Origin of the sequence: Tateyamaria rhodophyticola, from assembly GCF_047777875.1 — a bacterium.
Classification (GTDB): Bacteria; Pseudomonadota; Alphaproteobacteria; order Rhodobacterales; family Rhodobacteraceae; genus Tateyamaria.
The window spans coordinates 3,703,672-3,729,366 of sequence record NZ_CP180519.1 but is presented as its reverse complement, the minus strand read 5'-3'; the positions used below and the strand labels follow the sequence as shown (position 1 = coordinate 3,729,366).

The window sequence follows — 25,695 nt, the reverse complement described above, 5'->3', positions numbered from 1 at the left end:
CTCACATCGAGAACGAGGTGCCGCACCCGCAAGAGCTGGTGGCGTTGGGGTTGTTGATCACGAACCGCGCCCCGATCAGCTCTTCGGAAAAGTCGATCACGGCGTCGGCGAGGAACGGCAGGCTGATGGCGTCCACCACAACCTTCTGTCCGCTTCCTTCGAGGATCAGATCGTCATCCTTTGGATCATCCAGCGCGATCTCGTATTGAAATCCGGAACAGCCGCCGCCCTCAACGGCGACGCGCAGCGCCTTGCCGTCCTCCGCCGCGCCAATCTCGGACAGGCGCTCAAAGGCGCGGGGGGTCACTTTGGGGGGCAGGTTCATCGCGCGGCTCCGCTTTGTGTTTTCATCGTGCTGCGCGTGCAATATATGCAGCCTGAGAACTGGCGACAAGGATCAGGCAGATGTCCGCGCCCTATGCTAGCGATCCAGCCCGCGCCCGGGGACGGCGTGTGCAGGAAGAGGAAAGTGCATTCCGGTCCGCGTTCCAGCGCGACCGGGACCGGATCATTCACGCGTCGGCCTTTCGCAGGCTCAAACACAAGACCCAAGTTTTCGTGGAACATGAGGGCGATTATTACCGCACGCGCCTGACCCATTCGATCGAGGTGGGGCAGGTGGCCCGCACGATCGCCGGTGCACTGGGCCTGAACGACGGGCTGACCGAGGCGGTGGCACTCGCGCATGACCTGGGCCATCCGCCCTTTGGCCATACGGGCGAGGATGCGCTGCATGTGCTGATGGCGCCCTATGGCGGGTTTGATCACAACGCGCAGGCGATCAAGATCGTGACGCAGCTGGAATGCCACTATGCCGATTTTGACGGGTTGAACCTCACCTGGGAAACCCTTGAAGGCATTGCAAAACACAACGGTCCCGTTACGGGCGATCTGCCTTATGCGCTGGCGGAATATTCCGCCGATCATGACCTTGAGCTGCACACACATGCCAGTGCCGAAGCGCAGGTGGCCGCGCTGTCCGATGACATCGCCTACAACAACCACGACCTGCATGACGGGCTGCGCGCGGGGCTGATCAACATGGATGAGATGTGCGCACTGCCGATCGTGTCCGATGCTTTTGCCGCCGTTGACCGCGCGTATCCCGGCCTCGATCCCGTGCGCCGGCAGCACGAAGGGCTGCGGCGCGTGTTTGGCGCCATGGTCAGCGACGTGATCAACACGTCGCGCGCCGGGCTGGAGGCGTCGGGGGCCGGGGACGTGCACGACATCCGCCATCTGGGCCGCGCCGTGATCCGATTTTCGGATGCGATGTGGGCCGACCTCCAAGTGATCCGCAAGTTCCTGTTCGAAAACATGTACCGCGCGCCGTCCGTCATGGAAAAACGCGAAGAGGTCACGGTGATCGTCCACGACCTGTTCCCGGCGTTCATGAACGACCCACACCTGCTGCCCGACCGCTGGCAGGGCGACGTGGCCCGCGCCGCAGGAGACGAGACACAGCTGGCGCGCATCGTTTGTGACTACGTGTCCGGCATGACCGACCGCTTTGCGTTTCAGGAACATGCCCGCCTGATCGGCTAGCCACCGCTTGACGCGTGGGTGGCGCGTGATACACCGCCCAAACCTCAATCTGATACGTTGGTCCCATGAACCTCTTTGCCGATATCCGTGTGCTTGTGCTTGATGTGCTGGCTGATCTGACCGCCGCCGGTACGCTGCCCGAAGGGCTGGCCACCGACAACGTCACGGTCGAGCCACCGCGTGATGCCGCCCACGGGGACATGGCAACGAACGCCGCCATGGTGCTGGCCAAACCGGCGGGCATGAAGCCCCGCGACATCGCCGAGGCGCTCGCAGTCAAGCTGGCCGAAGATCCGCGCATCACCAGCGCCGACGTGGCGGGCCCGGGCTTTCTCAACCTGCGGCTGGCCCCGGTGGTCTGGCAACAGGTGGTCGCCGCGATCCTTGCCGGTGGCACAGGCTATGGCCGGTCGGATCTGGGGCAGGGGGCCAAGGTCAACGTCGAATACGTCTCCGCCAACCCCACGGGGCCTTTGCACGTCGGCCACACGCGCGGTGCGGTTTTTGGCGATGCGCTGGCGTCGCTCTTGGATTTCGCGGGCTATGACGTGACGCGGGAATACTACATCAACGATGGTGGCGCGCAGGTCGATGTGCTCGCCCGGTCCGTCTACCTGCGGTATCTCGAGGCGCACGGACAGGAGGTCGCGTTTGAGGACGGAACCTATCCCGGTGACTACCTCGTGCCGGTGGGCGAGGCGCTCAAGGACAAGGTGGGCGATGCGTTCGTCGGCAAGGGCGAACAGTTCTGGCTGACTGAGATCCGCGACTTCGCCACCGAGGCGATGATGGACCTGATCCGCGCCGACCTCGCCGCGCTCGGCGTCGAGATGGACGTGTTCTATTCCGAAAAGTCGCTCTACGGCACGGGCCGGATCGAAGCAGCTCTGGATGATCTGCGCAGCAAGGGCCTGATCTACGAAGGCGTGCTTGAACCACCCAAGGGCAAAAAGCCCGAAGATTGGGAGCCGCGCGAACAGACGCTGTTCAAGTCGACCGAACATGGCGACGACGTGGACCGCCCAGTGATGAAATCGGACGGCGCTTGGACCTATTTCGCGCCCGATATCGCCTATCACTATGACAAGGTGCAGCGTGGCTTTGACGCGCTGATTGACGTGTTTGGCGCGGATCACGGCGGCTATGTGAAGCGGATGAAGGCCGCTGTGAGCGCGCTGTCCGGTGGCACAGTCCCGCTCGACATCAAGCTGACGCAGCTGGTGAAACTGTTCAAAAACGGTGAGCCGTTCAAGATGTCGAAACGGGCAGGGACCTTTGTCACCCTGCGCGACGTGGTGGATCAGGTGGGCGCGGATGTGACCCGCTTCCACATGCTGACCCGCAAGAACGACGCCCCGCTCGATTTCGATTTCGACAAGGTGCTGGAGCAATCGCGCGAGAATCCGGTGTTCTACGTGCAATATGCCCACGCGCGGGGGGCATCCGTGCTGCGCAAGGCCGACGAGGCGGCGATTGCCACCGATGATGCAACCTTGCGGGCCGCGGACCTGACAAAGATCGCGCATGAGGCCGAGCTGGGTCTGGCGGCCAAGCTGGCCGAATGGCCGCGGCTGGTGGAAACGGCGGCGCGCACGAACGAACCGCACCGGGTGGCCTTCTACCTCTACGACCTTGCGGGCACGTTCCATGGGCTCTGGAACAAGGGCAACGACCTGCCCGAACTGCGCTTCGTGCAGGAGGACGCCGCGACGTCGCAGGCAAAAATCGCCCTCGCGCGTGCCACAATGCTTGTCATATCGGCGGGCCTTGGTATCTTGGGTGTAACGCCAGCCAACGAGCTGCGCTGACGCCCGGCACAAGGGCACACAGGCTAAACAACCAAAGATGATCTGCGCGGGCATGTATCCGCACGGGCGACGAGGCAAAAATGGCAGATATGCACTATACCCATGACGTGGGATATGTCGGTGCGGGTGCGCAGCATGACAGCGCATCTTCGCAGGGTAACCCATTGAAGAAAATGACAAACCTTTTGGGCGCTGTGGCATCTGTCGCGCTGATCGCCGGCGTCGGGGTGTGGGGATACAACCTCGTGATGCGCGATGTGTCGGGCATTCCCGTCGTGCGCGCCGCCGAAGGTGAGATGCGCGTGCGGCCCGAAAATCCGGGCGGACAGCTTGCCATCAACACCGGCCTTGCCGTGAACGAAGTCGCCGCCGCGGGCGAGGCGTCCGGCCCCGTCGACCGGCTTGTCCTCGCCCCGCGGCCCACCGATCTGGCCGAAGAAGACGCGCCGATGACCGAAACGGTTGCACCGGTGCAACAGCCTGCGCCGCTTGACGTGGCCGCGAGCCTCGAGGCCGCACCGGTTGAAACAGCGGCAGCGGCCCAAAGCGTGCCCGACGTCACGGATGCGCTGGAATCCGGTGATATTGACGCGCTGGTCAGTCAGCTGACCGCCAACGCCGAAACCATTGATCCCGTCACCGCCGAGACACAGCCGGTGTTGGCCTCTGTCACCGTACCGGACGTGCCTGCGCCCGCGGCAGATGTGGCTGTGGTCACGGGACCTGGGCCGAAATCTTCGGCCCGCCCGCAATTGCGTCCGCGGTCCGCGCCGGCGGTTGTGGTGCCGGCCAGTGTGCAGGCCCCTGCCGCGCCCGGTGCGCAGGACCTCGATCCTGCGGCGCTGCCTGCGGGCACACGGCTTGTGCAACTGGGCGCGTTTGACAGCCCCGAGATTGCCCGTACCCAGTGGGACAAGATGCAGGCCCGCTTTGGTGACTACCTCAGCGGCAAGGACCGCGTGATCCAGCAGGCGCAAAGCGGCGGGCGCACGTTCTACCGCCTGCGCGCGCACGGGTTCACCGACCTGAGCGATGCGCGCCGCTTCTGTTCCGCGCTGGTGGCCGAAGGGGCCGATTGCATCCCCGTGGTGACACGATGAATTTCGGCGCGACCATCCTTGACGCGGATGGGCCGCAGCTTTCCAAGGACGAAAAGGCGTTCTTTCGTGAGGCGGATCCGTTCGGGTTCATCCTTTTTGCGCGCAATATCGAGGCGCCGGATCAGGTCTATGGCCTGTGCTCCGAGATGCGCGATGCGGTGGGCCGCGATGCGCCCATCACCATCGATCAGGAAGGCGGGCGGGTGCAGCGCCTGCGCAGCCCCACATGGCGCGAATGGGCACCACCGTTGGACTTTGTCCGCGCTGCCGGGGACGAGGCACCACGGGCGATGTACCTGCGCTACCGCCTGATTGCGCATGAGCTGAAAGCGCTCAGCATCGACAGCAACTGCGCCCCCATGGTTGATCTCGTGGTGGATCAGACGCACGCTTTTCTTGAAAACCGCTGCTATGGCAGTGATGTGGGTGCCATTGCCGAGATTGGCCGTGCGGTGGCCGACGGGCATCTGGATGGCGGCGTGCTGCCGGTGCTGAAACACGTTCCCGGCCATGGCCGCACCGACCTCGACAGCCATTATGACCTGCCGCATGTGGATGTGAGCCTCGATACCCTGCGGGAGTTTGACTTTGCCCCGTTCCGCGCGCTCAACGATCTGCCGATGGGCATGACCGCGCATGTGGTCTATGAGGCGATTGACGAGGCGCCCGCGACCCTGTCGCGCGACACGATGGACGTGATCCGCAGCGATATCGGGTTTGACGGGCTGATCATGACCGACGACATCGGGATGAAGGCGCTGAGCGGCGCGCCGGGTGATCTGGCCAAGCGTGCGCTGGCTGCGGGCTGTGACGTGATCCTGCATTGCAACGACCCGCTGGCCGCCCGGATCGAGGTGGCCAGTGCCGCAGGCCCCATGACCGACGCGGCGCAGGCACGGGCCGAGGCGGCGCTGGCCGCGCGCCGCACCCCTGACGACATTGACATTGCCGACCTGAACGCCGAACTTGAGGCGCTTTTGGGTGGCCGGCTGAATGTCTGACGACAACTTCGAAGAAGACACACTTTCCGTATCTGAGCGCCTCGCTGCCGAGGCGTTGATTGTTGACGTCGATGGGTTCGAAGGTCCGCTGGATTTGCTGCTGACGCTGGGGCGCACGCAGAAGGTGGATTTGCGCCACGTCTCGATCCTGCAACTGGCGCATCAATACCTTGCCTTTGTCGAAAAGGCGAAGCAGTTGCGGCTGGAACTGGCCGCCGATTACCTTGTGATGGCTGCCTGGCTCGCCTTTCTGAAATCGCGCCTGCTGCTGCCCCCCGATCCCACAGAGGAGGGGCCGTCGGGCGAGGAACTCGCCGCGCATCTGGCGTTCCAGCTGGAGCGGCTTCAGGCGATGCGCGATGCGGCTGCTCGGCTCATGGCGCGGGACCAGCTGGGCCGCGACTTCTTTGCCCGGGGTCAGTCCGAAGAGGTTACGCGCGTGCGCCGGGTCACCTATTCCGCGACACTGCTCGACCTGATGCAGGGCTATGCCCGCATCCGCACGCGTGACGAATTCCGCCCCTTTGTCATGGACCGCGACGCGGTGTTCACCATGGAACAGGCGCTCGACCGCATGCGCGGGCTGATCGGCTATGCCGGCGATTGGACCGACATCCTCAGCTATCTGCCCGAAGGCTGGGAGATGGACCCGGTCAAGCGGCGTTCGGCCACCGCCGCCACCTTTGCGGCCAGTCTCGAACTGGTCAAGGAGGGGCATCTGGTGATCCGCCAGACCGAGAGTTTTGCACCGATCCACGTGCGCAAGAAAGATGAAAAGCGTGACGGAACAGCCTGAACACATTGAAGAAAGCCTGTTTGAGGCGCCGCCCATGGCCGAACAGGAACGCATGGTCGAAGCGATCCTCTTTGCCAGCACCGAACCCGTCACCGTGCGCGAGCTGGAGGCGCGGATGCCCCATGGCTGCGACCCGGCCGAGGCGCTGGTGCACCTGCGCAAACGCTATGAGGGGCGCGGTGTGCAGGTCATGCGGGTGGGCGATTCTTACGCGATCCGCACAGCGGCCGATCTTGGCTTTCTGATGCAAAAGGAAACGGTCGAGACGCGCAAGCTGAGCCGGGCCGCGATCGAGACGCTGGCCATCATCGCCTATCACCAGCCCGTCACCCGCGCCGAGATCGAGGAAATCCGCGGCGTGTCGGTCAGCCGGGGCACGGTGGACCAGCTGCTCGAGATGGAGTGGATCCGCTTTGGCCGGCGCAAGATGACGCCGGGGCGGCCTGTGACCTTTGTGGTGACGCAGCATTTCCTGGACCATTTCGGCCTTGAGAACGCGCGCGATCTGCCGGGCCTCAAGGAGTTGCGTGCTGCGGGTCTGCTGGAAAACCGCCCGCCGCCCGGCACGTTGCCCGGTCCCGAAAGCGATGCGGATGATGAGACCGAAGAAGGCCAGTCCGAGCTTTTTGAAGACGATTGACCTGAAAATCGCCGCATTTGACGCTATATTGCGGGTCAGGCAACGGGACGGAGCAGGTCCATGAACATGAACCAGATCATCAACATGGTGATGCGCATCATCATGCGCAAAGCGATTTCCAAGGGGATCGACGCCGGTGTCAGCCGCGCCACACGCGGGCGCAAGCAACAGCCGCAGCAGCGCAAGCTGGCCGATATCCCCCCCGAAGAGATGACGCCAAAACAACGGGTGCGCGCCGAACGCCGCGCGCGCCGTGCCGCGCAGGAGAATGGCGACGTCTAAGGCGCGTGTCAGCTGCGGAAGTGTTTGCTGAGTTTCAGGCCCTGGCCCTGATAATTCGACGCGATATCCGCGCCATAGAGCTGCCGGGGCCGCTCTGACATGCGTTCATAGATCAGCCGCCCCACAACCTGACCATGTTCCAGCACAAACGGCGCCTCGTGGCAGCGCACCTCAAGCACACCGCGTGATCCGGTCCCTCCGGCGGCATCATGGCCAAAGCCGGGATCGAAGAACCCGGCGTAGTGCACCCGGAATTCGCCCACCATCGCCAGATACGGCGCCATCTCGGCGGCGCAATCGGGCGGGATATGCACCGCTTCACGGCTGACCAATATGTAGAACGCGCCGGGGTCGAGTATGATGTGCCCGTCGCGCGTATGCACCTCTTCCCAGAACTCTGCCGGGTCGTAATGGCCGATATTGTCGAGATCGATCACACCGGTATGCGGTTTCGCGCGATACCCCACCAGTGTCGTGTCGCGCAGGGCGAGATCGACGGAAAAGCCCAACCCTTCGTCAATCACCGCCTCGCCATCGACCAGCGGGCTTTGGTCGTGCAGCGCGGTCAGTTCCGCGTCACTCAGCACGGCTTGCCCGTCGCGGAAGCGGATCTGGTTCAACCGCATGCCGGGCCGCACCAGCACCGAAAAGGAGCGGGGGCAGATTTCGGCATAAAGCGGGCCGTGATAGCCGGGTGCAATCCGGTCAAATTCCGTGCCGCCATCCGTGATCGTGCGGGTCAGAAGATCGAGCCGCCCGGTGGAGCTTTTGGCGTTCGCCACGGCCTGAATGCCGTCCGGCAGGGCCAACCGCTCCATCAGCGGCACAACATAGACGCAGCCCTTTTCCAGCACCGCGCCGTCGGACAGGTCCACGCGGTGCATTTCGAATTCGGTCAGACGGTCCGCGACCCGCCGCCCTTCGCCCGCGAGGAACGAGGCGCGCACACGGTACGCGACGTTGCCCAGACGCAAATCAAGGCTGGCCGGTTGCAGCTGTGCGGGGATGATCGCGGGATCAGCGGCCAATGCGCCGCTGTCGATCAGGTTGGTGATTTGCGTGTCGGAAAGAACCCCGGTCATGCGGACACCTTCGTGATACATGGGCCATGCGCTGGCATGGCAGCCCCCGGGGTGAGGGGCGGGGTGGTGTTGGTCGGGCTAGCAGGACTCGAACCTGCGACCTTCCGTCCCCCAGACGGACGCGCTACCAGGCTGCGCCATAGCCCGACGTGAGAGGTGTCATACCCGATTTCTGGCCGGGGGCAAGGGTGAATTGCCATGTTCTGCAACGCGGGTTCAGCGCGGCTCGCGGCGCGCGTCGGCCATACGGTCGCGCACTGCGCTCAGCTCCGCCACAAGCGGGGCAATCGCCGCACGTTGCGCGGCACTCAAGCGGGTGGCCTGCGCCGACAAGCCAAGTGCGGTCGCTGCCGCGGGCAGGGTCGCCGGGTCCGGCGCGTCCGGCACATCAATGATCCGCGGTTTCTTCGGCGCGGCGGGTGGGGCTGCATCCTCTGGCGCGGTGTCGGTGTCCGCGTCGGCTGCTGTCTCCGGCTCAGAGGGCGGCGCCATGAAGCTGGGCAGGCCGCCAGGAGAAGGGGCGCGCGCGTCCTCTTCGAGTGCGGGGCCGTCGTCCGGCACACTTGGCGCGGCAGGGCTGCGCATGAAGCTGGGCAAAGCGGCCGGTGCTGTCTCGTCGGACGCGGGCTCTGCCGTTTCTTGCGGCTTGTCTGGTGTTTGCGGCTCAAACGTCTCTGGCGCAGGGGCAATGGCAGCGGTGTCTGCTGCATCCGTTGCAGCAGGTGCGTCGGCCATCACATCCGGTACAAACGGCGCTGTGTCCTGTTGCGGTGCATCGTCGCCCGAAGCGGGTGCCGGTTCTGCCGCGTCCTGCGCAGGCTCGGGCAGGGCTTCGGACGGCGTGTCACCTGTGGGCGGCGCATCGACCTCAACCACGCTGTTCGGGAACGCGGGCTCCTCGTTCTCGTAGACGCCGGGCGTTTTCATCTGTGCGGTCGGTGCCTCGCGGGCAGGTTCAGGCAAGTCTTCGGGCGTCGCATCGACCTCCTCCACGCTGCTCGGGAAGGCCGGTTTCTCTTTCTCGTAGACGCCGGGCGTTTTCATCTCTGCGGTCGGTGCGTCGGGGACAGGCTCGGGTGCGGGGTCAGAAGCGGGTGCAGATGCTTCGGGCGCCGGCTCATATGAGGCAAACAGATCCGCCGTCTGGTCCTCCGCTGGCGCATCGACGCTGCGGCTTTGGTCCAGGCTGACCACGGCCGCGGCTTCGGGGGCATCGTCGGGCACGGGTGTCGCCATTTCCGCCTCGATCTCACCAACCCCGGCAATCAGGTCGGCATCGACCTGCGCCGCCGTCACCTCATCGAGCGGTCGGGACATGTCGGCCACATGGGCCATCCCTTCCTCGCGCAGGATCTTTTGCACGCCCTTGATGGTCATGCCGTCTTCGTGCAGCAACTTGCGGATACCGCCGAGCAGGAGCATATCCGCGGGCCGGTAGTAGCGGCGTCCGCCCGCGCGCTTAACCGGCTTTACCTGGCTGAACTTGCTTTCCCAGAACCGCAGCACGTGGGTCTGCACGCCAAGCCATTCGGCCACTTCGGAGATGGTGCGGAAGGCGTCAGCGGATTTGTTGACCATGGGTTCAGGACTTGTTGCCCGCCGCCACACGATCCTTCATCAGATGCGAGGGGCGGAAAGTCAGAACCCGGCGGGGATTGATCGGGACCTCTTCGCCGGTCTTGGGGTTGCGACCGACGCGGGCCGATTTGTCACGGACCGAAAAGGTGCCGAAGGACGAAATCTTGACCTGTTCGCCGCGGACCAGCGCATCGGACATGTGATCCAGAACGCTTTCCACCAGCTGCGCGCTCTCATTGCGCGACAGGCCCACCTCACGGAACACTGCTTCGCTCAGGTCCATGCGGGTCAAAGTCTTGTCTGTCATCGGGTCCCCCTTTTGTCCGACCATAGGTTGCGGGGAAATTCCGAGTCAATATCAAGCGGTTGGCGGATGACGCTGAACGGCGTGAAATCGCGTTGCGTGGGAAATTTACGCAGAGCCGGACGCCGTCACCAGCGCAGGACCACCGCGCCCCAGGCCAGACCGCCGCCAATGGCTTCGGTCACCAGCAGGTCGCCATCCTTGATCTGTCCCTGTGCACGCCCCACGGACAGGGCGAGCGGAATGGAGGCGGCAGAGGTGTTGCCATGGTCCTGAACCGTGACAACCACGTGGTCCATCGGCACGTTCATCTTTTTGGCGGTGCCCTGAATGATGCGAATGTTGGCCTGATGCGGTACGATCCAGTTCACGTCATCCGCGCCCACACCGGCACGGTCCATGGCCGTATGGGCCGTCGCGGCCAGCTTTTCCACGGCGTGCCGGAACACCTGATTGCCCTGCATACGCAGGTATCCGCTGGTGCCCGTGCTCACACCGCCATCGACATATAGGAGGTCGCGGTGCCGCCCGTCGGAGTTCAGATCGCAGGCCAAAATGCCCCGGTCGGCGGATGTGCCGTCACCGTCCTGCGCCTCCAGCACCAGCGCGCCCGCGCCGTCGCCAAACAGCACGCAGGTGCTGCGGTCGGTCCAGTCCATGATCTTGGAGAATGTCTCTGCCCCGATGACCAGAACGCGGCGCGCCTGACCCGATACGATCAGCGCATTGGCATTGGTCAGCGCATAGACAAAACCGGCGCATACGGCCTGCACGTCAAAGGCAAACCCACCCGTCATACCCAATTGCGCCTGCACCATCGTGGCGGCGGACGGGAATGTCAGATCCGCGGTCGAGGTGGCCAATACGATGGCGTCGATGTCCGACGACTCCAGACCCGAATCACTCAACGCCGCCTGCGCGGCGGCGGTCGCCATCGAAGAGGTCGTGTCGTCTTCGGTTGCGAAATGACGGCGTTCGATGCCCGACCGGGACCGGATCCATTCATCCGTGGTGTCCAGCGTCGCCTCAAATTCTGCATTCTCGACGACGCGCGCGGGCAGGTAATGCCCCACGCCGCGCACCACGGCCCGGATCGTCATCGCTCGCTCTCCTCTGCCAGCTTCGTCGCTTTTGCGATGCGCGCGGCCAGCTTGTCGTTAAAGCCGAGTTCGGCCAGTTGTGCCGCCAGCTTGATCGCTGCGGAGACGCCTGTCGAGTCGGCACTGCCATGGGATTTGACGACTGTGCCATTCAGGCCCAGGAACACGCCGCCATTCACGCGGCGCGGGTCGATCCGCTTTTTCAGGCGGCGCAGGGATGTCAGCGCCAGAAGGGACGCGAGCCGCGACAGCGGTGAGTGGCGGAATGCTTCGCGCAGGCGGTCGCCGATCAGCGCGGCGGTGCCTTCTCCGGTCTTGATCGCGACGTTGCCCGTAAAGCCGTCCGTAACGATCACGTCCGCCATATCGCCCGAGATGTCGCCGCCTTCGACAAAGCCCACAAAATCAAACGAGGCCGCGTCGGCGTTGTCGGCGATCAGGTCATAGGCGGATTTGAGCTCCGTCCGGCCCTTGTGTTCCTCGGTGCCGACGTTCAGCAGGCCGACGCGCGGGCGCGCCAGATCAAGGCCGTTGCGGGCATAGGACGCACCCATCAGCGCAAAGCGCAGCAGGTCCGGCGCTTCGGCGCGTATGTCTGCGCCCACGTCAAGCATCACGTTGAACCCTTGCGGGTTGCGGCTGGGGTAGAGGACGGCGATGGCGGGGCGGTTCACACCGGGCAGTTTGCGCAGGCGGATCATCGACAGCGCCATGAGCGCGCCGGTGTTGCCACAGCTGACCGCGACCGTTGCCTCGCCCGAGCGCACGGCGTCGATGGCCGACCACATGGACGTGCCCTTGCCGGACCGCACCACCTGGCTTGGCTTGTCGTCCATGGTGACCACGCCGGTGGCGTCGCGGATCGTGACCCGTCCCGCAAGCGTCTTGCGGCGCGCCACAAGCGCTTCCAGCTCGGCCTTGGGGCCGTGCAGGATAAAGCCCAGATCGGGGTTTTTCTTGGCAGAAATCGCGCAGCCGGAAACGACAGCGGCGGGGCCCTGGTCCCCGCCCATCGCATCTACGGATAGCGTAATAGGAAAAGCAGTGGCAGTGCGTTGATCGGCCAGATCGGTCGTTTGGGCCGCCATGCGTCCTGCCTGCCTTTGCTCCTGGGCCTTAGGCCGCGTCGTCTTCCAGATCGACTTCTTCTGTCATCGCGACGATTTCTTCGTCGTTGTAGTGACCGCACGCCGCGCACACGTGGTGCGGACGCTTGAGTTCGCCACAGTTCGGGCACTCATTCGGGTTCGCGGCGGTCAAGCTGTCGTGGGCGCGGCGATTGTTGCGGCGCGATTTCGACACTTTATTCTGTTGCACAGCCATTGTGGTGGGCCTTCGAGGTTCGGGCAGGGCCGCGCGCATCATGCGCGGTTGCGTGTTTCATGTCGTCCAATCTGCGGGCGTGACGTGCGTTTAGGCAAAGCCTTTGGCCATGTCCAACCCAAAATATCGTGAGCGCGGGAAAATACGCATCTTTGCGCAGACCGCAAGGGGCAATCAGGTGTCGCTGTCGTCCTCTTCGCTGTCGTCCAGCTGCGCCTTGAGCGCTGCAAGCCCAGCAAAAGGTTTGAGATCGGCGTCGCGCAGGGCCTGCGCGCCCGGTTCGGTGACCACAAGTTCGCCCAGTTCGGCCCCTTCGGCCCGGGGAAAGGCGGGCAGGGCGAGGCTGAGCGCCTCGACCATGACGGCGTAGGGGTCGATCCACATGCCCAGAGGTTCGATGGTTTCGTCCTCGGGCATTTCGACCTCCGGTGCGTCGGGTTCGACATAATCGCGGACAAACTGACGGCGCACGTCCGTGTCGATGCGCGTTGTCACCGGCTCAAGCGTGACGCCGCAGGGTTGCACCACCGTGGCCCCCAATTGCGCCTCAAGCTGCCAGTCGGCCTTTCCCAGGGCCGAAAGCGTTCCGACAAAGCGCAATTTGCGCAACCCATCAAGATCGAGCTCCGCCGCCAGCGCGCCCAGAGCGTCCGCCTTGGGCACGATTTCAAAGGCAGTTTGGGCGTTTTGCGGCAGATCGGACACCCGGAGGGCGTGCGGCGAAGGAGCGGTCCCGGACATTGCGCGTGCTTTCGTTTCTTGAATGAAGAGGGCATCTTGGATAAGTCGAGATAAAAGCACGGGCCCTCCTGAGCAAGAGGGACACATGACCATGGGGGTGCCATGCGGACCTGGACCTTGATTTCTTTTCTGGCTGCGACGGTGTCTTTGGCCGCGTGTTCGGCGCAATTCCGCAATCACGGGTACATTCCGCCGGAAGAGGACCTGCAGGAGCTTGCGGTGGGAATCGATACCCGCGCCTCGGTCGAGGACCTTGTGGGCACGCCGACATCGGGCGGTGTGCTTGAGGGCGGTGATTTCTATTATGTGGCGCACACCACGCGGACCTTTGGCCCGCGCCGCCCCGAGGTGGTGGACCGTCAGGTCCTGGCCATGAGCTTTGACGACGAGGGCGTGTTGCAGAACATCGAACGGTTCGGCCTCGAGGAAGGGCGCGTTGTGGTGCTGGAGCGCCGGGTGACCGACAGTGGCGTGACCGATACGCCGTTCCTGCGTCAGCTTCTGGGCAGCTTTGGTCGGATCCTTCCCGGGCAGGGTGCCTTTGGCAGCTAGGGCTGTCATCACTGCGTCACGCTGCGTGTGCTAGGCGCGCGGCAACATGTGTGGCGCGGGGGCTTGCCATGATCACGTTGAAGCGCGGTCGGTACGCGGTGCGGATCGCGGACACGGCCGAGGATGTGCGGGCGGTGCAGGCGTTGCGCGCGACCTGTTTCGGATTGGCCCGGACGCATGACATCGACCGGTTCGACGATATCTGCACCCACCTGATGATCCACCGGGTATCCGACGGCCTGCTGGTCAGCTGTTTTCGCATGTTGCCGCTGACCGGCGCGGAGATTTCGCGCAGCTATTCGGCGCAGTATTACGAATTGAGCGCCTTGGAGAAATTCGACGGCAAGATGGTCGAGATGGGCCGGTTTTGCGTGCATCCCGACATTGCGGATCCCGACGTGCTGCGCGTGGCGTGGGGGGCGATGACGGGGTTTGTCGACGACACCGGTGTGGAGTTGCTGTTTGGCTGTGCGTCCTTTGCCGGGACGGAAACGGCGCAGTATCTGGATGCATTTGCGATGCTGAAGGCGCGGCATCTGGCGCCGTCGCGCTGGTTGCCGCGGGTCAAGGCGCCAAAAGTGTTCCGCTATGCCGCGCGGCTGCGGCGGAAACCGGATGCGAAAAAGGCGATGCTGCGCATGCCGCCCTTGTTGCGCACCTATCTGATGATGGGGGGCTGGGTCAGTGATCATGCGGTCGTCGACGATCAGATGAATACGCTGCATGTGTTCACGGGTCTTGAGATCGGAGCGATCCCGCCCGCGCGCAAACGGTTGTTGCGGGCGGTTGCAGGGTAGGGGTTTCGGATCGGGGTGCCCCGATCCGACCGGCTGGGGGGCCAGCCCCCCAGACCCCCCGGAGTTTATCTTGCGAGATGAAGTGGATCATTAGTCCTGTGCCAGTTGACGGTGTGCGACAGACCCACTAGCTGCGCGGTCATGGCCCGTGTTCCCTTGCTTCAGCTGTCCGACATTGCGCTCACCTTTGGGGGCGATCCTGTGTTTTCCGATCTGTCTCTGGTGGTGCAGCCCGGGGACCGCGTGGCGCTGGTGGGGCGCAACGGGTCGGGCAAGTCGACCCTGATGAAGGTGATGGCGGGTCTGGTGGAGGCTGATCACGGCAAGGTCGTTGCCGGACCCGGCGTGTCGGTCGGGTATATGGAGCAGGATCCGGACATGTCCGGGTTTGCGACACTTGGTGATTTTGCCGTGCATGGCCTGCCGGCCTCGGACCTCTACAAGGTGGAGCGTGCAGGGGAGGGATTGAAGTTCGATCCTGCACGCGCCGTGGGCACCGCGTCGGGCGGAGAACGCAGGCGGGCGGCCTTGGCGCGTCTGATGGCCGAGGCTCCGGACCTCATGCTGCTGGATGAGCCGACGAACCACCTGGATATCGAGGCGATTGCCTGGCTTGAGGGCGAGTTGAAGGCGACGCGGGCGGCCTATGTCCTGATCTCTCACGACCGGGCGTTTTTACGTGAGCTGACGCGTGCAACCCTCTGGATTGACAGGGGAATGGTGCGGCGACAGGAAAAAGGATTTTCGGCCTTTGAGGCGTGGCGGGACACGGTTTGGGAAGAGGAAGACCTGAGCCGTCACAAGCTCAACCGCAAGATCAAGGCCGAGGCACGGTGGGCGGTCGAAGGCATCAGTGCGCGGCGCAAGCGTAATATGGGCCGGGTGCGGGCATTGCAGGATCTGCGCGCGGAGCGTGCGGCGCAGATCAAGCGGCAGGGCGCGGCGGCGATGGCGCTGGATGCCGGGCCAAAGTCTGGGCGCAAAGTGATCGAGGCGCAAGGAATTTCAAAGGTTTATGGCGACAAGGTGATCTTTCGCCCCTTTGATCTGCGGGTGTTGCGCGGGGACCGGATTGCCTTTGTCGGGCCCAATGGTGTGGGCAAGACCACGCTTCTCAAGACCCTGATTGGCGAAGAGGAGCCGGACACGGGCACCGTGACCCTTGGCACGGGCGTAGAGATGGCCGTGTTTGATCAGGCGCGGTCGCAACTCGATCCCGAGGCGAGCCTGTGGGACAGCCTGACCAGTGATCCGGAGATGCGCGTCAGTGGCAAGGCGGATCAGGTGATGGTGCGGGGCATGCCGCGCCATGTTGTGGGCTATCTCAAGGAGTTCCTCTTTGACGAGGCGCAGGCGCGCGCACCCGTGCGGTCGCTGTCGGGTGGGGAGAAGGCGCGGCTGCTTCTGGCGCGGATCATGGCGCGGCAGAGCAATCTGTTGGTGCTCGACGAGCCGACCAATGATCTGGATGTAGAGACGCTGGATCTGTTGCAGGACCTGCTGGACCAATATGACGGTACGGTTCTGCTGGTCAGTCACGACCGGGATTTTCTGGACCGCGTCGCGGTGACGACGATTGCCATGGAAGGTGACGGGCGGGCCACAGTTTATGCGGGCGGCTGGAGCGACTACCGGTCGCAACGTGGCACTCCTGTTGGCACAGCGCCCGAGGCCCCCAAGGCCAAAGCCGCAGCGCCGAAGGAGGCCAAGGCCAAGCCGGCGGCAAAGGCGGGCCTGTCCTTCACCGAAAAGCACCGGCTCGAGGCGCTGCCCGCAGAGCTGGAGCGGCTGGAGGCGGAGATGGCCAAGCTTCAGGAACTGCTGTCGGACGCGGATCTGTTCACACGCGAACCGGTCAAGTTCCGCAAGGCGACCGAGGCGCTCGCCGAACGGCAGGCGCGGTTGTCTGCGGCGGAGGAAGAGTGGCTGGATCTGGCGGAGCGCGCCGAAGGCTAACCCTTGTGGATCCAGCCGCCGCCAAAGATGCGGCTGCCGTTGCGGTCATAGAACACACAGGCCTGTCCGGGGGATACGCCCGCCTCGGCTGCGGCCAGTTCAACGGTGGCTTCGGTCGCGCTGATGGGGCGAATCACTGCGTCTGTTGGGGGGCGGGTTGACCGCACCTTGACCGCCACATGCCATTCGCTCTTGCTGTCGAAAGGTGCATCGCCCAGCCAGTTGACCTCGCGCACGGGCACCGACCGTGTGGCCAGCATGTCGCGCGAGCCCACGATCACCTGCCGGGCATCCGGGTCCAGTTTGACAACGAACAGCGGATCGGCCAGCCCGCCGATGCCCAGGCCCCGCCGCTGACCAATGGTGTAGTTCACCACACCGTCATGGGTGCCCAGCACGCGCCCATTGATGTCCACAATCTCGCCCGGTGCCGCAGCCTCGGGGCGCAGTTTGCGAATCACGGCGGCATAATCACCGTTCGGGACAAAGCAGATGTCCTGGCTGTCGGGCTTGTCCGCAACCGGCAGGCCGTATTTCGCCGCCAGCGCCCGCGTGTCGTCCTTGGACGGCAGATGGCCCAACGGGAAGCGCAGGTAATCCAGCTGTTCGGGGGTGGTTGAGAACAGGAAATAGCTTTGATCGCGGGCCGCGTCCGCGGCGCAATGCAGCTCTGGCCCGGCGGGGCCGTCCTTGCGCTGGATATAATGTCCCGTGGCCATGCAGTCGGCCTCGAGATCGCGTGCCGTTTCCAGCAAATCCTTGAATTTCACCCGTTCATTGCAGCGGATACAGGGCACCGGCGTCGCCCCGGCAAGGTAACTGTCGGCGAATTCATCGATCACGGCATCCTGGAATATGTTTTCATAATCAAGGACATAGTGGGGGAACCCCATTTCTTCCGCGACACGCCGCGCGTCGTGGATATCAATCCCCGCGCAACATGCACCCTTTTTGGCCAGTGCCGCCCCGTGATCATAAAGCTGCAATGTCACGCCCACCACGTCATAGCCTTGCGCCTTCAACTCGGCGGCCACAACGGAACTGTCGACGCCGCCGGACATGGCGACGACCACGCGGGTGTCTTCGGGCGCCTTGGCAAAGCCCAATGAGTTGAGCGGACCAGTGTGGTCAAGCATTGCAGTCTCCGGGATAGGTTGCCGACAGATATATGAAAATCCGACACAGTCTCAAGAGGCCGCTTAACCCGGCCTTAAAGCGGGTGACCAATCCTCTGCTCAAATGTGAAAGAGCAGTGTGATGTATTTGAAGAAAGTCGATGGCCCGCGTGCGGTGTCCTTGCCCGATGGAACGGTTCTGACGCAGGCGGACCTGCCGCCGCTGAACACCCGGCGGTGGGTTGCCTCGCGCAAGGCGGCTGTGGTGCGCGGCGTGCTTTACGGGTTGATCTCGCAAGAGGCGGCGCTTGAACGCTACGGGATCAGCGGGGACGAATTTGCCGAGTGGGTGCGCGCGGTCTCCAACCATGGCGAAGATGCGCTGAAGGCGACAAGTGTTCAAAAATATAGACAACTTTAAGTTGTCTTGATATGGTTTCAACAGGGGTAACGTGTGGTTAACGTTTTCAAGTCACAGTGCTGTCAGAGCAATGTTACCTCGAAACCTGGAGAGCTACCTGATGCGTGTCCTGCTTGTTGAAGACGATCCCACGACCTCCAAGAGCATCGAATTGATGCTGACCCATGCCAACCTGAATGTCTACGCGACGGATCTGGGTGAGGAGGGGATAGATCTGGCCAAGCTCTATGATTACGACCTGATCCTGCTGGATCTCGATCTGCCGGACATGAACGGGCACGAAGTGCTGCGCCAACTGCGCATGTCGCGGATCGAAACACCCATCCTGATCCTGTCCGGTGCCGACGATACAGAGAATAAAATCAAGGGGTTCGGCTTTGGTGCGGATGATTACCTGACCAAGCCATTCCATCGTGAGGAACTGGTGGCGCGCATCCATGCGATCATCCGCCGGTCCAAGGGTCATTCGCAATCCGTGATCAATACGGGCCAGGTTGCCGTGAACCTCGATGCAAAGACCGTGAGCGTGGACAACAAGACGGTGCATCTGACCGGCAAGGAATACCAGATGCTGGAGCTTTTGTCGCTGCGCAAGGGCACCACACTGACCAAGGAAATGTTCCTCAACCACCTTTACGGCGGCATGGACGAACCCGAGCTGAAGATCATCGACGTGTTCATCTGCAAGTTGCGCAAGAAGCTCAGCACCGCGACAGGCGGCGAAAACTACATCGAAACGGTATGGGGTCGCGGATATGTCCTGCGGGACCCGGAACCGGCACAGGCGACGGATGATGAACGCATGGCCATCGGGGCCTGACACGCATCCACCGCCGCGAGGCAACATGGGCCAGCCGGGCAATTCGCCCCGCTGGCCTTTTTCATGGCGCACATCAGCGCGGCAAGCACTGCAAAGGGTGGACCCCGCCCGCGCGCACTTTTATCTCTGTCACTGATACCAACCCCGAGGGATGCGCCCGTGACCGCAGAGATCGAACCTGATGCGCTGAGCGCTGATGAGGCAAAACAGGAACTGGCGCGTCTCGCGGACCTGTTGCGCAGCGCCAATCTCGCCTATCACACCGAAGACGCTCCTGAATTGTCCGATGCCGAATACGATGCGCTCAAGCGTCGCAACGCGGCGATTGAGGCCGCATTTCCAGACCTCAAACGGGACGACAGCCCGTCCGAGCAGGTGGGCGCTCCGGTCGCGGACGGGTTTTCCAAGGTCACGCATGCGGTCGCAATGCTGTCGCTGGCCAACGCGTTTGACGACGATGACGTGACCGAATTTGACGAACGTATCCGCAAATATCTGGGCCTGGCGGGGGACGCGCCGCTCGCCTACACGGCGGAGCCCAAAATCGACGGCTTGTCCTTGTCGCTGCGCTATGAGCAGGGGCAATTGGTTCAGGCGGCAACCCGCGGCGATGGCTCTGTGGGTGAGAACGTGACCGCGAATGCGCGCACCATCGACGATGTACCACAGAGCCTCAGGGATGCGCCGGATCTGCTCGAGGTGCGGGGCGAAGTGTATATGTCCCACGCGGATTTCGAAGCGTTGAATGCGCGTCAGGCGGAGGCGGGTCAAAAGACGTTTGCCAATCCGCGCAATGCCGCCGCCGGATCGCTACGGCAGCTGGACGCCGACATCACCCGGTCCCGCCCGCTGCGCTTTTTCGCCTATGCGTGGGGGGCGCTGTCCGCACCGCTCGCGGACACGCAAAAGGGCGCGATTGATCGGCTGGCCCAGCTGGGGTTCCAGACGAATCCCCTCACGCAGCTGTGCGAATCCCCGGCCGAAATGATCACGCATTACCGCCAGATCGAAGCGCAGCGTGCCACCTTGGGCTATGATATCGACGGCGTTGTCTACAAGGTCGACAATCTAGGGTTGCAGGGCCGTCTCGGGTTCCGCTCCACCACGCCCCGGTGGGCGGTCGCGCATAAATTCCCGGCCGAGCTCGCCTGGACCCGTCTTGAGGCGATCGACATCCAGGTCGGGCGCACCGGCGCGCTCAGCCCGGTGGCGCGCCTGACACCAGTAACCGTCGGCGGCGTGGTCGTGTCGAACGCGACCTTGCACAACGAAGACTATATCGCCGGGCGCGACAACAAGGGCGAAACGATCCGCGACGGCAAGGATATCCGCGTCGGCGACTGGGTCCAGGTGTACCGCGCGGGCGACGTGATCCCCAAGGTGGCGGACGTGGATTTGTCCAAACGGGCAAAGGACGCAGCACCCTTCGAGATGCCGGCGCGCTGTCCCGAATGCGGCAGCGCCGCAATCCGCGAGCCGGGCGATGCCATCCGCCGCTGCACCGGTGGGTTGATCTGCCCCGCGCAAGCGGTGGAAAAGCTGAAACACTTCGTAAGCCGCGCCGCCTTCGACATCGAAGGGCTGGGCGCCAAACAGGTGGAGCAGTTCTACACCGATGGCTGGATCGCGGAACCGGCGGATATCTTCACCCTGCGCGACCGCTATGGCAGTGGGCTGCAACAGCTGAAAAACCGCGAAGGGTGGGGGGAAAAGTCGGCCACCAACCTGTTTGACGCCATCGATGACAAACGCCGCATCGGTCTCGCCCGTGTGATCTTTGCCCTCGGCATCCGGCATGTGGGCGAAGCGGCGGCAAACCTTCTGGCGCTGCACTACGGCGCATGGCCCGCGTTCAGCGACGCGATGCGCGACGCCGAAGAGGGAAATGCCGCGTGGGACGACCTTTTGTCCATTGACGGGGTCGGCGCGGTCATGGCCCGGTCGCTCGCCACGACATTCCAGCAGGATGCGGAACGCGCGAGCATTGACCGCCTGATCGCCCATCTCGACATCGAAGAGGCTGCGCGCCCCGACACCGATGGCAGCCCCGTGGCGGGCAAAACCGTTGTCTTCACCGGCACGCTCGAAAAGATGACCCGCGCCGAGGCCAAGGCGCGCGCCGAAGCGCTTGGTGCCAAGGTCTCCGGATCGGTTAGCGCCAAGACGGATTTGCTTGTCGCCGGACCTGGCGCGGGATCCAAGGCGACCAAGGCCGCGTCGCTGGGCATCGAAACGCTGGATGAGGACGGCTGGCTGGAGCTGATCGGCGCGTTATGAGCCGTCCCGAGGTTCTGTTTCCGCTCTTTGCCGCGCTCGATACACTGACCGGGGTGGGCGCAAAAACGGCGCAGCATTTTGAAGCGTTGGGTGTGATCGCGCCGCGTGATCTGTTGTTCACGCTGCCGCAATCCGGTGTGGACCGCGCGTTGCGTGACACGGTGCAGGGGGCCGCGTTTCCAACGACACTGACGGTCAAGGTACAGGTGGGCCCGCACATGCCGGCCCGGTCGCGGGGCGGGGCCTACCGCATCCATGTCGAAGACGCGCAGACCAGCTTTCAACTCGTGTTCTTCCACGGGCGCAGTGACTATCTCCAGAAGGTGCTGCCCACCGGGGCGGCGCGTGTCGTGTCCGGCAAGGTCGAATTGTTCGACGGGATCGCCAACATGGTGCACCCCGAATACATCCTGCCGCCGGAAGAGGCGGGGGACATCCCGCCGTTTGAACCGGTCTATCCGCTGACCTCCGGTGTGACGCAAAAGACCATGTACAAGGCCACGCGCAGTGCGCTTGACCGGGTGCCGGAGCTGGCGGAATGGATTGATCCCGCGCAGGCGGCACAAGCCGGTTGGCCCAGCTTTGCCGAGGCCGTGGCGCTGGCCCATGCGCCGGGCTCGCAAGAGGATTTGGCCGCGACGGCGCCCGCGCGGACACGCCTTGCCTATGACGAGTTGATGGCACATCAGCTCACACTGGCGCTGGCGCGGGCGTCCGAACGGCGCGTGCGCGGGATCGCGTCAAAGGGCACCGGCGTGTTGCAGGCGCGGGTGCGCGCGGCGTTGCCTTATGCGCCGACGGGGGCGCAGGACCGCGCCATTGCCGAAATCAGCGCCGATATGGCAAGCGCGCAGCGGATGAACCGGTTGTTGCAGGGCGATGTCGGCGCGGGCAAGACCCTCGTGGCGTTCATGGCGCTTTTGACTGCGGTCGAGGCAGGAGGGCAGGGGGTGATGATGGCGCCCACGGAAATCCTCGCGCGCCAGCATCTCGAAGGGTTGCAGCCGCTGGCCGAAGAGGCAGGCGTCGTGCTGGAACTGCTCACCGGGCGGGACAAGGGAGCGGAACGGCGGGCGAAACTGGCGGCGCTGGCGCGGGGGGATATTCAGGTTCTGGTGGGCACGCACGCGGTGTTTCAGGCGGACGTGGCCTTTGCCGATCTGCGCCTTGCGATTGTCGATGAACAGCACCGGTTTGGTGTGCGCCAGCGGCTGGCGCTTGGGGAAAAGGGCGGGGCGGCGGATGTGCTGGTGATGACGGCCACGCCGATCCCGCGCAGCCTCGCGCTGGCGCAATATGGCGATATGGACGTGTCGGTGCTGGACGAAAAGCCGCCCGGTCGCAAACCGATCCAGACGGCGCTCGTCAGCACCGGGCGCATGGACGAAGTGATTGAGCGGTTGCGCGCGGCGATGGAAGCGGGGCGGCAATGCTATTGGGTGTGTCCGCTGGTGGAAGAAAGCGAATCCGTTGATCTGACGGCGGCAGAAGAGCGGTTCAAACGGTTGCGCGCTGTGCTCGGCGAGGGGCGCGTGGGACTTGTGCACGGTCAGATGCCGCCTGCGGAAAAGGACGCGGCGATGGCACGGTTCCAGGCCGGCGAGACCGGCGTTCTCGTGGCCACAACGGTGATCGAGGTGGGTGTGAACGTGCCCAACGCGACGATCATGGTCATTGAACGCGCCGAGACATTCGGTCTGGCGCAGTTGCACCAGTTGCGAGGGCGGGTTGGCCGGGGCGAAGCCGCATCAACCTGTTTGCTGCTCTATCAATCGCCCCTGTCGGAGACCGGGCGGCGGCGGCTGGAGGTGCTGCGCGAGACCGAAGACGGGTTCCGCATTGCGGAAACTGATCTGGAGATGCGGGGATATGGCGATCTGATCGGCACCGCGCAGTCCGGTGTGCCGCGGTTCAAGGTGGCGGACATGGAGCGGCAGGCCGGTCTGATGGCCATCGCGCAAAGTGATGCCCGCACCTTGCTGGCCGACGATCCGGGATTACGCAGCCCGCGCGGAGAGGCGGCGCGTGTTCTGTTGTGGCTGATGCGGCAGGACGAAGCGATCCGTTTGATTTCAGTGGGTTAGCCCGTTTGTTCTAAAAAGTTCGCAAATGTTCTTAAAAAGTTCTTTACGTGCGCCGCGCAATATGAGAACAAAGTGGCAACTCGAATGAGGGAGATGCCAGGATGACAACACTTCGCCAGATCAAAGCCATCGCAACCCGCACACAGGGCACATTGCTCGAAGATGCGGTGGGTGCGGCTGCATTGATGGTGATCCTGGTTGTCGGATTGCACCTGCCTCAATTGATCTGAGTTCTGCCTGCGACCTTGCGTCGATCCGTTTTGCGCCCGTCCCAAATTGGCGCCCGCCAAAGGCTCTGCCTGTCTTTGGCGCCCTGTTTGCCTCAGGGTTTCCCGGATCTGTCCCGCGCGAGAGAGCTTTCCTGACGCCGCCATCCCTTTGGATGTGCGGCGTTTTTTTTGGTCAGACCGTGTTCAGAACGTATAGGCAAAGCGCACGCCGCCCCAGTGTTTTCCGTTGACGCGCACCGGGGCTGAAAGGTCCTTCATCATCTTGAATTCGCCGCCACCCATGTCGCGGCGGTAGATCTGCAGCAGGAAGGGCGCGGTGTTGCGCCCGGCCTTTAGCCCGACGCGGTCATCAAAGATGCGCCGATTGCGGCAGTGCGCCGTGTTCCACACGGGATCATTGCCCTGCGGATGGGAGAACTTGCGATTATGTGTGGGCAGATAGCCGTTCACATCCACGGTTGCGCAAAACACGACCTTTGGGTCGAACGAGAGGGCGGGTTCCTGGATCGCGGGCAGGACCTTGTCGAAATAGGGCAGGTAGGCGGTGCGCACCTGTTGCGGATTGGTGCCGGGGATCGGCTGATACGCGCGATCAAACAGCCGTGCTTCGGTCAGTTGACCATTGGCCAGCGCCGCTTCCAGCGTCCTGGAGACATCTGCGGCAATGCGTTGCACATGTTCGATGAACCGCGCGTCGTCGGTCATGCCGCCCAGAGCGGCGGTGGCCTGCACCATCTCCTCCGAGGTGTCGACCAACCCTTCGACACGGACATGCGCCTGTGCGATCCCCTTGGACGTGCCGGCGATTGCGGTGCTGATCTGGGAAAAGTTGGGCACGAATTCATCAACGGCCAGCGAAACACGTTCCGCTTCGTCGGCGATCCGGTCCGCCTGCGCAGTGGTGGCCGCGATGGCCGTTTCGGTGCGGTTCAGAGCCTGATCGGTCGTGTTGCTTTGCTCCAACACTGTGGATGCGGTGTCGGCAATATCGCGTGCTTCCGTGCCAAGAGTGGCGATCCATGCGGTCAGCGTTTCGATATTGCCGGAAATCTGATCGGCGGCAGAGCGGGTCTGCTGGCTGAGTTCGTTGATCGCCTCGGCCACGACTGCGAAACCCTTGCCGCTTTCGCCTGCGCGGGCGGCTTCGATCTTGGCGTTGATGGCCAGCGTGTTGACCTGCATCGCGATGGCGGCGATTTGGGAATTGTTGCTTTTGACGGCCTTGAGCGTGCTGCTGACCGTATCGCTGCGCTCCGCCAGTTCCTGTACCCAGCTCGCCACCTCGCGCGATTGCGTGCCCAGTTCGCGCACCAGCGCGCCGGATGCGGTGACGTCCTCGGTCACCTGTGCCGCGCTTTCGGTCAGTTGCGCGACCGAGCTGCGCACCGTCCCGTTGGCGTCCATGATCTGTTGCGCGCCCTGTTCGAGCGTGCCCAACGCACTGCTCTGTTCCTGTGTTTGGGCATCGACGAGATCGAGCACACCGGCGATGTCGACGATTTCAAACCCGATTTTGGACGCCGCCCGTGCGAGCCCGTCCATCTCCGCCATTCGCGGCACCATCGCCTGATCCGTCATGAAAGACCCTTCGCATCCTGTTGTCGCAACAAGGTGCTAGCGGCGAAACCTTCACATTTGACTAACCTTGACGCGGGTTACGCGCAGTCTGATTGCAGGGCCTGTTCCATGGCTTCGGTCGTGGCCTCGATACAGAGCAGGATCGAGGCGTGCCGGTTTTTGTAATCGCGCGCAGGCTCCAGCACTTCGAACCCGTCAAACGGAGCAGCGGGCACCGGGCCATCCGATTTCAACATGGCACGCAGCGCGTCACGCGCGGCCTGCAGTTCGGCCAGATTGCGTCCGACGACGGCGGCACCAGTAACGGCAGCAGCGGCCTGACCCAGTGCGCATGCCTTCACATCCTGGCCAAAATCGCTGATCCGGTCGTCCTTGACCGTCACGTCCACGGTCACGGCGGAGCCACAGAGCGGCGAGCGTTTCTTGACCGTGGCGGCCGGGTCGCTCAGCCGCGCGTGGTGCGGAATATCCGAGGCCAACGCAAGAATGCGGTTGGAATACAGTTTGATCAGGTCGGTATCGGCCGGCATGGCTCTGGTCCTCTGGGTTGATCCCTTTTACATAA

General features: G+C 63.6%; 26 protein-coding genes and 1 tRNA gene. 15 read left to right on the top strand and 12 right to left on the bottom strand.

Features of this window, described 5'->3' with window-relative positions; all coding sequences use genetic code 11:
• Window position 1: 1 nt before the first annotated feature.
• A complete protein-coding gene (locus ACERHN_RS19940; protein WP_415920753.1) occupies window positions 2-325 on the bottom strand; it encodes a HesB/IscA family protein in 324 nt (107 codons plus the stop codon).
• Between the two features lie 80 nt (window positions 326-405).
• On the opposite strand from ACERHN_RS19940, the gene ACERHN_RS19935 reads away from it, so the two are divergent.
• From ACERHN_RS19935 to ACERHN_RS19905, 7 genes are all read left to right on the top strand, one after another.
• The gene (locus tag ACERHN_RS19935) at window positions 406-1,545 is read left to right on the top strand and encodes a deoxyguanosinetriphosphate triphosphohydrolase (RefSeq protein ID WP_415920752.1); all 1,140 of its coding nucleotides are present in this window, start codon (window positions 406-408) and stop codon (window positions 1,543-1,545) included.
• A gap of 65 nt (window positions 1,546-1,610) precedes the next feature.
• Window positions 1,611-3,353, top strand: a complete 1,743-nt coding sequence (gene argS / locus ACERHN_RS19930) for an arginine--tRNA ligase (RefSeq protein ID WP_415920751.1) — start codon at window positions 1,611-1,613, stop codon at window positions 3,351-3,353.
• Window positions 3,354-3,433: 80 nt separating this feature from the next.
• Entirely contained in the window at window positions 3,434-4,453 is a 1,020-nt protein-coding gene (locus tag ACERHN_RS19925) for an SPOR domain-containing protein (RefSeq protein ID WP_415920750.1), read from the top strand.
• Window positions 4,450-5,454, top strand: coding sequence for a beta-N-acetylhexosaminidase (nagZ, locus tag ACERHN_RS19920; protein ID WP_415920749.1), 1,005 nt, complete (start codon window positions 4,450-4,452; stop codon window positions 5,452-5,454). The genes ACERHN_RS19925 and nagZ overlap by 4 nt, the downstream gene beginning before the upstream one ends.
• On the top strand, window positions 5,447-6,250 hold the full coding sequence (locus ACERHN_RS19915; RefSeq protein WP_415920748.1) for a segregation and condensation protein A: 804 nt from the start codon (window positions 5,447-5,449) through the stop codon (window positions 6,248-6,250). The genes nagZ and ACERHN_RS19915 overlap by 8 nt, the downstream gene beginning before the upstream one ends.
• Window positions 6,225-6,890, top strand: a complete 666-nt coding sequence (scpB, locus tag ACERHN_RS19910) for an SMC-Scp complex subunit ScpB (protein ID WP_415920747.1) — start codon at window positions 6,225-6,227, stop codon at window positions 6,888-6,890. The genes ACERHN_RS19915 and scpB overlap by 26 nt, the downstream gene beginning before the upstream one ends.
• A 60-nt stretch (window positions 6,891-6,950) precedes the next feature.
• Window positions 6,951-7,172 (top strand): hypothetical protein, encoded by a 222-nt coding sequence (locus tag ACERHN_RS19905; protein ID WP_415920746.1) that lies wholly within the window; start codon window positions 6,951-6,953, stop codon window positions 7,170-7,172.
• Window positions 7,173-7,180: 8 nt separating this feature from the next.
• Here ACERHN_RS19905 and ACERHN_RS19900 read toward each other — a convergent pair whose 3' ends face one another.
• From ACERHN_RS19900 to ACERHN_RS19865, 8 genes are all read right to left on the bottom strand, one after another.
• Complete coding sequence (locus ACERHN_RS19900) at window positions 7,181-8,254, bottom strand: 2'-deoxycytidine 5'-triphosphate deaminase (RefSeq protein WP_415920745.1); 1,074 nt, start codon at window positions 8,252-8,254, stop codon at window positions 7,181-7,183.
• A 70-nt stretch (window positions 8,255-8,324) separates the two neighbouring features.
• Window positions 8,325-8,401 (bottom strand) — tRNA-Pro (locus ACERHN_RS19895).
• Between the two features lie 69 nt (window positions 8,402-8,470).
• Window positions 8,471-9,832, bottom strand: coding sequence for a MerR family transcriptional regulator (locus ACERHN_RS19890; RefSeq protein WP_415920744.1), 1,362 nt, complete (start codon window positions 9,830-9,832; stop codon window positions 8,471-8,473).
• Between the two features lie 4 nt (window positions 9,833-9,836).
• Window positions 9,837-10,139, bottom strand: a complete 303-nt coding sequence (ihfA, locus tag ACERHN_RS19885; protein ID WP_076627506.1) for an integration host factor subunit alpha — start codon at window positions 10,137-10,139, stop codon at window positions 9,837-9,839.
• 125 nt (window positions 10,140-10,264) lie between these two features.
• Complete coding sequence (locus tag ACERHN_RS19880; protein ID WP_415920743.1) at window positions 10,265-11,236, bottom strand: beta-ketoacyl-ACP synthase III; 972 nt, start codon at window positions 11,234-11,236, stop codon at window positions 10,265-10,267.
• Window positions 11,233-12,324, bottom strand: coding sequence for a phosphate acyltransferase PlsX (plsX, locus tag ACERHN_RS19875; RefSeq protein ID WP_415920742.1), 1,092 nt, complete (start codon window positions 12,322-12,324; stop codon window positions 11,233-11,235). Before plsX ends, ACERHN_RS19880 begins: the two co-directional genes overlap by 4 nt.
• Before the next feature lie 28 nt (window positions 12,325-12,352).
• Window positions 12,353-12,559: a 50S ribosomal protein L32 gene (gene rpmF / locus ACERHN_RS19870; RefSeq protein ID WP_415922779.1), complete on the bottom strand. Its 207-nt coding sequence runs from the start codon at window positions 12,557-12,559 to the stop codon at window positions 12,353-12,355.
• 174 nt (window positions 12,560-12,733) lie between these two features.
• A complete protein-coding gene (locus tag ACERHN_RS19865) occupies window positions 12,734-13,300 on the bottom strand; it encodes a YceD family protein (RefSeq protein ID WP_415920741.1) in 567 nt (188 codons plus the stop codon).
• Between the two features lie 102 nt (window positions 13,301-13,402).
• On the opposite strand from ACERHN_RS19865, the gene ACERHN_RS19860 reads away from it, so the two are divergent.
• From ACERHN_RS19860 to ACERHN_RS19850, 3 genes are all read left to right on the top strand, one after another.
• Window positions 13,403-13,852 (top strand): outer membrane protein assembly factor BamE, encoded by a 450-nt coding sequence (locus ACERHN_RS19860; protein WP_415920740.1) that lies wholly within the window; start codon window positions 13,403-13,405, stop codon window positions 13,850-13,852.
• A 68-nt stretch (window positions 13,853-13,920) separates the two neighbouring features.
• Window positions 13,921-14,649 (top strand): GNAT family N-acetyltransferase, encoded by a 729-nt coding sequence (locus ACERHN_RS19855; protein WP_415920739.1) that lies wholly within the window; start codon window positions 13,921-13,923, stop codon window positions 14,647-14,649.
• Between the two features lie 141 nt (window positions 14,650-14,790).
• Window positions 14,791-16,605 (top strand): ABC-F family ATP-binding cassette domain-containing protein, encoded by a 1,815-nt coding sequence (locus ACERHN_RS19850; RefSeq protein WP_415920738.1) that lies wholly within the window; start codon window positions 14,791-14,793, stop codon window positions 16,603-16,605.
• On the opposite strand, the gene mnmA is transcribed toward ACERHN_RS19850, so the two are convergent.
• Window positions 16,602-17,741: a tRNA 2-thiouridine(34) synthase MnmA gene (mnmA, locus tag ACERHN_RS19845; protein WP_415920737.1), complete on the bottom strand. Its 1,140-nt coding sequence runs from the start codon at window positions 17,739-17,741 to the stop codon at window positions 16,602-16,604. The two genes, ACERHN_RS19850 and mnmA, sit on opposite strands and share 4 nt — an antisense overlap.
• A gap of 121 nt (window positions 17,742-17,862) precedes the next feature.
• On the opposite strand from mnmA, the gene ACERHN_RS19840 reads away from it, so the two are divergent.
• The 5 genes from ACERHN_RS19840 to ACERHN_RS19820 all read left to right on the top strand — a co-directional run bounded on the left by ACERHN_RS19840 (window position 17,863) and on the right by ACERHN_RS19820 (window position 23,552).
• Window positions 17,863-18,141 carry a DUF1153 domain-containing protein gene (locus tag ACERHN_RS19840; RefSeq protein ID WP_415920736.1) on the top strand — a complete coding sequence of 93 codons (279 nt, stop codon included), beginning with the start codon at window positions 17,863-17,865 and terminating at the stop codon, window positions 18,139-18,141.
• Window positions 18,142-18,241: 100 nt separating this feature from the next.
• Entirely contained in the window at window positions 18,242-18,961 is a 720-nt protein-coding gene (gene ctrA, locus ACERHN_RS19835; RefSeq protein WP_415920735.1) for a response regulator transcription factor CtrA, read from the top strand.
• 159 nt (window positions 18,962-19,120) lie between these two features.
• Window positions 19,121-21,238, top strand: coding sequence for an NAD-dependent DNA ligase LigA (ligA, locus tag ACERHN_RS19830; RefSeq protein ID WP_415920734.1), 2,118 nt, complete (start codon window positions 19,121-19,123; stop codon window positions 21,236-21,238).
• Complete coding sequence (gene recG / locus ACERHN_RS19825) at window positions 21,235-23,322, top strand: ATP-dependent DNA helicase RecG (RefSeq protein ID WP_415920733.1); 2,088 nt, start codon at window positions 21,235-21,237, stop codon at window positions 23,320-23,322. Before ligA ends, recG begins: the two co-directional genes overlap by 4 nt.
• A 101-nt stretch (window positions 23,323-23,423) precedes the next feature.
• The gene (locus tag ACERHN_RS19820) at window positions 23,424-23,552 is read left to right on the top strand and encodes a hypothetical protein (protein WP_415920732.1); all 129 of its coding nucleotides are present in this window, start codon (window positions 23,424-23,426) and stop codon (window positions 23,550-23,552) included.
• A 183-nt stretch (window positions 23,553-23,735) separates the two neighbouring features.
• Here the strand turns inward: ACERHN_RS19820 and ACERHN_RS19815 are convergent, their stop codons facing one another.
• Window positions 23,736-25,130, bottom strand: coding sequence for a methyl-accepting chemotaxis protein (locus tag ACERHN_RS19815; protein ID WP_415920731.1), 1,395 nt, complete (start codon window positions 25,128-25,130; stop codon window positions 23,736-23,738).
• 77 nt (window positions 25,131-25,207) lie between these two features.
• The gene (locus ACERHN_RS19810; protein ID WP_415920730.1) at window positions 25,208-25,660 is read right to left on the bottom strand and encodes an iron-sulfur cluster assembly scaffold protein; all 453 of its coding nucleotides are present in this window, start codon (window positions 25,658-25,660) and stop codon (window positions 25,208-25,210) included.
• Between the last annotated feature and the right edge of the window lie 35 nt (window positions 25,661-25,695).

Excerpts from the sequence above, each read along its gene's own strand:
- ACERHN_RS19940 (WP_415920753.1), bottom strand. The coding sequence starts at position 325 with ATGAACCTGCCCCCCAAAGTGACCCCCCGCGCCTTTGAGCGCCTGTCC.
- ACERHN_RS19935 (WP_415920752.1), top strand. The coding sequence starts at position 406 with ATGTCCGCGCCCTATGCTAGCGATCCAGCCCGCGCCCGGGGACGGCGT.
- argS (WP_415920751.1), top strand. The coding sequence starts at position 1,611 with ATGAACCTCTTTGCCGATATCCGTGTGCTTGTGCTTGATGTGCTGGCT.
- ACERHN_RS19925 (WP_415920750.1), top strand. The coding sequence starts at position 3,434 with ATGGCAGATATGCACTATACCCATGACGTGGGATATGTCGGTGCGGGT.
- nagZ (WP_415920749.1), top strand. The coding sequence starts at position 4,450 with ATGAATTTCGGCGCGACCATCCTTGACGCGGATGGGCCGCAGCTTTCC.
- ACERHN_RS19915 (WP_415920748.1), top strand. The coding sequence starts at position 5,447 with ATGTCTGACGACAACTTCGAAGAAGACACACTTTCCGTATCTGAGCGC.
- scpB (WP_415920747.1), top strand. The coding sequence starts at position 6,225 with ATGAAAAGCGTGACGGAACAGCCTGAACACATTGAAGAAAGCCTGTTT.
- ACERHN_RS19905 (WP_415920746.1), top strand. The coding sequence starts at position 6,951 with ATGAACATGAACCAGATCATCAACATGGTGATGCGCATCATCATGCGC.
- ACERHN_RS19900 (WP_415920745.1), bottom strand. The coding sequence starts at position 8,254 with ATGACCGGGGTTCTTTCCGACACGCAAATCACCAACCTGATCGACAGC.
- ACERHN_RS19890 (WP_415920744.1), bottom strand. The coding sequence starts at position 9,832 with ATGGTCAACAAATCCGCTGACGCCTTCCGCACCATCTCCGAAGTGGCC.
- ihfA (WP_076627506.1), bottom strand. The coding sequence starts at position 10,139 with ATGACAGACAAGACTTTGACCCGCATGGACCTGAGCGAAGCAGTGTTC.
- ACERHN_RS19880 (WP_415920743.1), bottom strand. The coding sequence starts at position 11,236 with ATGACGATCCGGGCCGTGGTGCGCGGCGTGGGGCATTACCTGCCCGCG.
- plsX (WP_415920742.1), bottom strand. The coding sequence starts at position 12,324 with ATGGCGGCCCAAACGACCGATCTGGCCGATCAACGCACTGCCACTGCT.
- rpmF (WP_415922779.1), bottom strand. The coding sequence starts at position 12,559 with ATGGCTGTGCAACAGAATAAAGTGTCGAAATCGCGCCGCAACAATCGC.
- ACERHN_RS19865 (WP_415920741.1), bottom strand. The coding sequence starts at position 13,300 with ATGTCCGGGACCGCTCCTTCGCCGCACGCCCTCCGGGTGTCCGATCTG.
- ACERHN_RS19860 (WP_415920740.1), top strand. The coding sequence starts at position 13,403 with ATGCGGACCTGGACCTTGATTTCTTTTCTGGCTGCGACGGTGTCTTTG.
- ACERHN_RS19855 (WP_415920739.1), top strand. The coding sequence starts at position 13,921 with ATGATCACGTTGAAGCGCGGTCGGTACGCGGTGCGGATCGCGGACACG.
- ACERHN_RS19850 (WP_415920738.1), top strand. The coding sequence starts at position 14,791 with ATGGCCCGTGTTCCCTTGCTTCAGCTGTCCGACATTGCGCTCACCTTT.
- mnmA (WP_415920737.1), bottom strand. The coding sequence starts at position 17,741 with ATGCTTGACCACACTGGTCCGCTCAACTCATTGGGCTTTGCCAAGGCG.
- ACERHN_RS19840 (WP_415920736.1), top strand. The coding sequence starts at position 17,863 with ATGTATTTGAAGAAAGTCGATGGCCCGCGTGCGGTGTCCTTGCCCGAT.
- ctrA (WP_415920735.1), top strand. The coding sequence starts at position 18,242 with ATGCGTGTCCTGCTTGTTGAAGACGATCCCACGACCTCCAAGAGCATC.
- recG (WP_415920733.1), top strand. The coding sequence starts at position 21,235 with ATGAGCCGTCCCGAGGTTCTGTTTCCGCTCTTTGCCGCGCTCGATACA.
- ACERHN_RS19820 (WP_415920732.1), top strand. The coding sequence starts at position 23,424 with ATGACAACACTTCGCCAGATCAAAGCCATCGCAACCCGCACACAGGGC.
- ACERHN_RS19815 (WP_415920731.1), bottom strand. The coding sequence starts at position 25,130 with ATGACGGATCAGGCGATGGTGCCGCGAATGGCGGAGATGGACGGGCTC.
- ACERHN_RS19810 (WP_415920730.1), bottom strand. The coding sequence starts at position 25,660 with ATGCCGGCCGATACCGACCTGATCAAACTGTATTCCAACCGCATTCTT.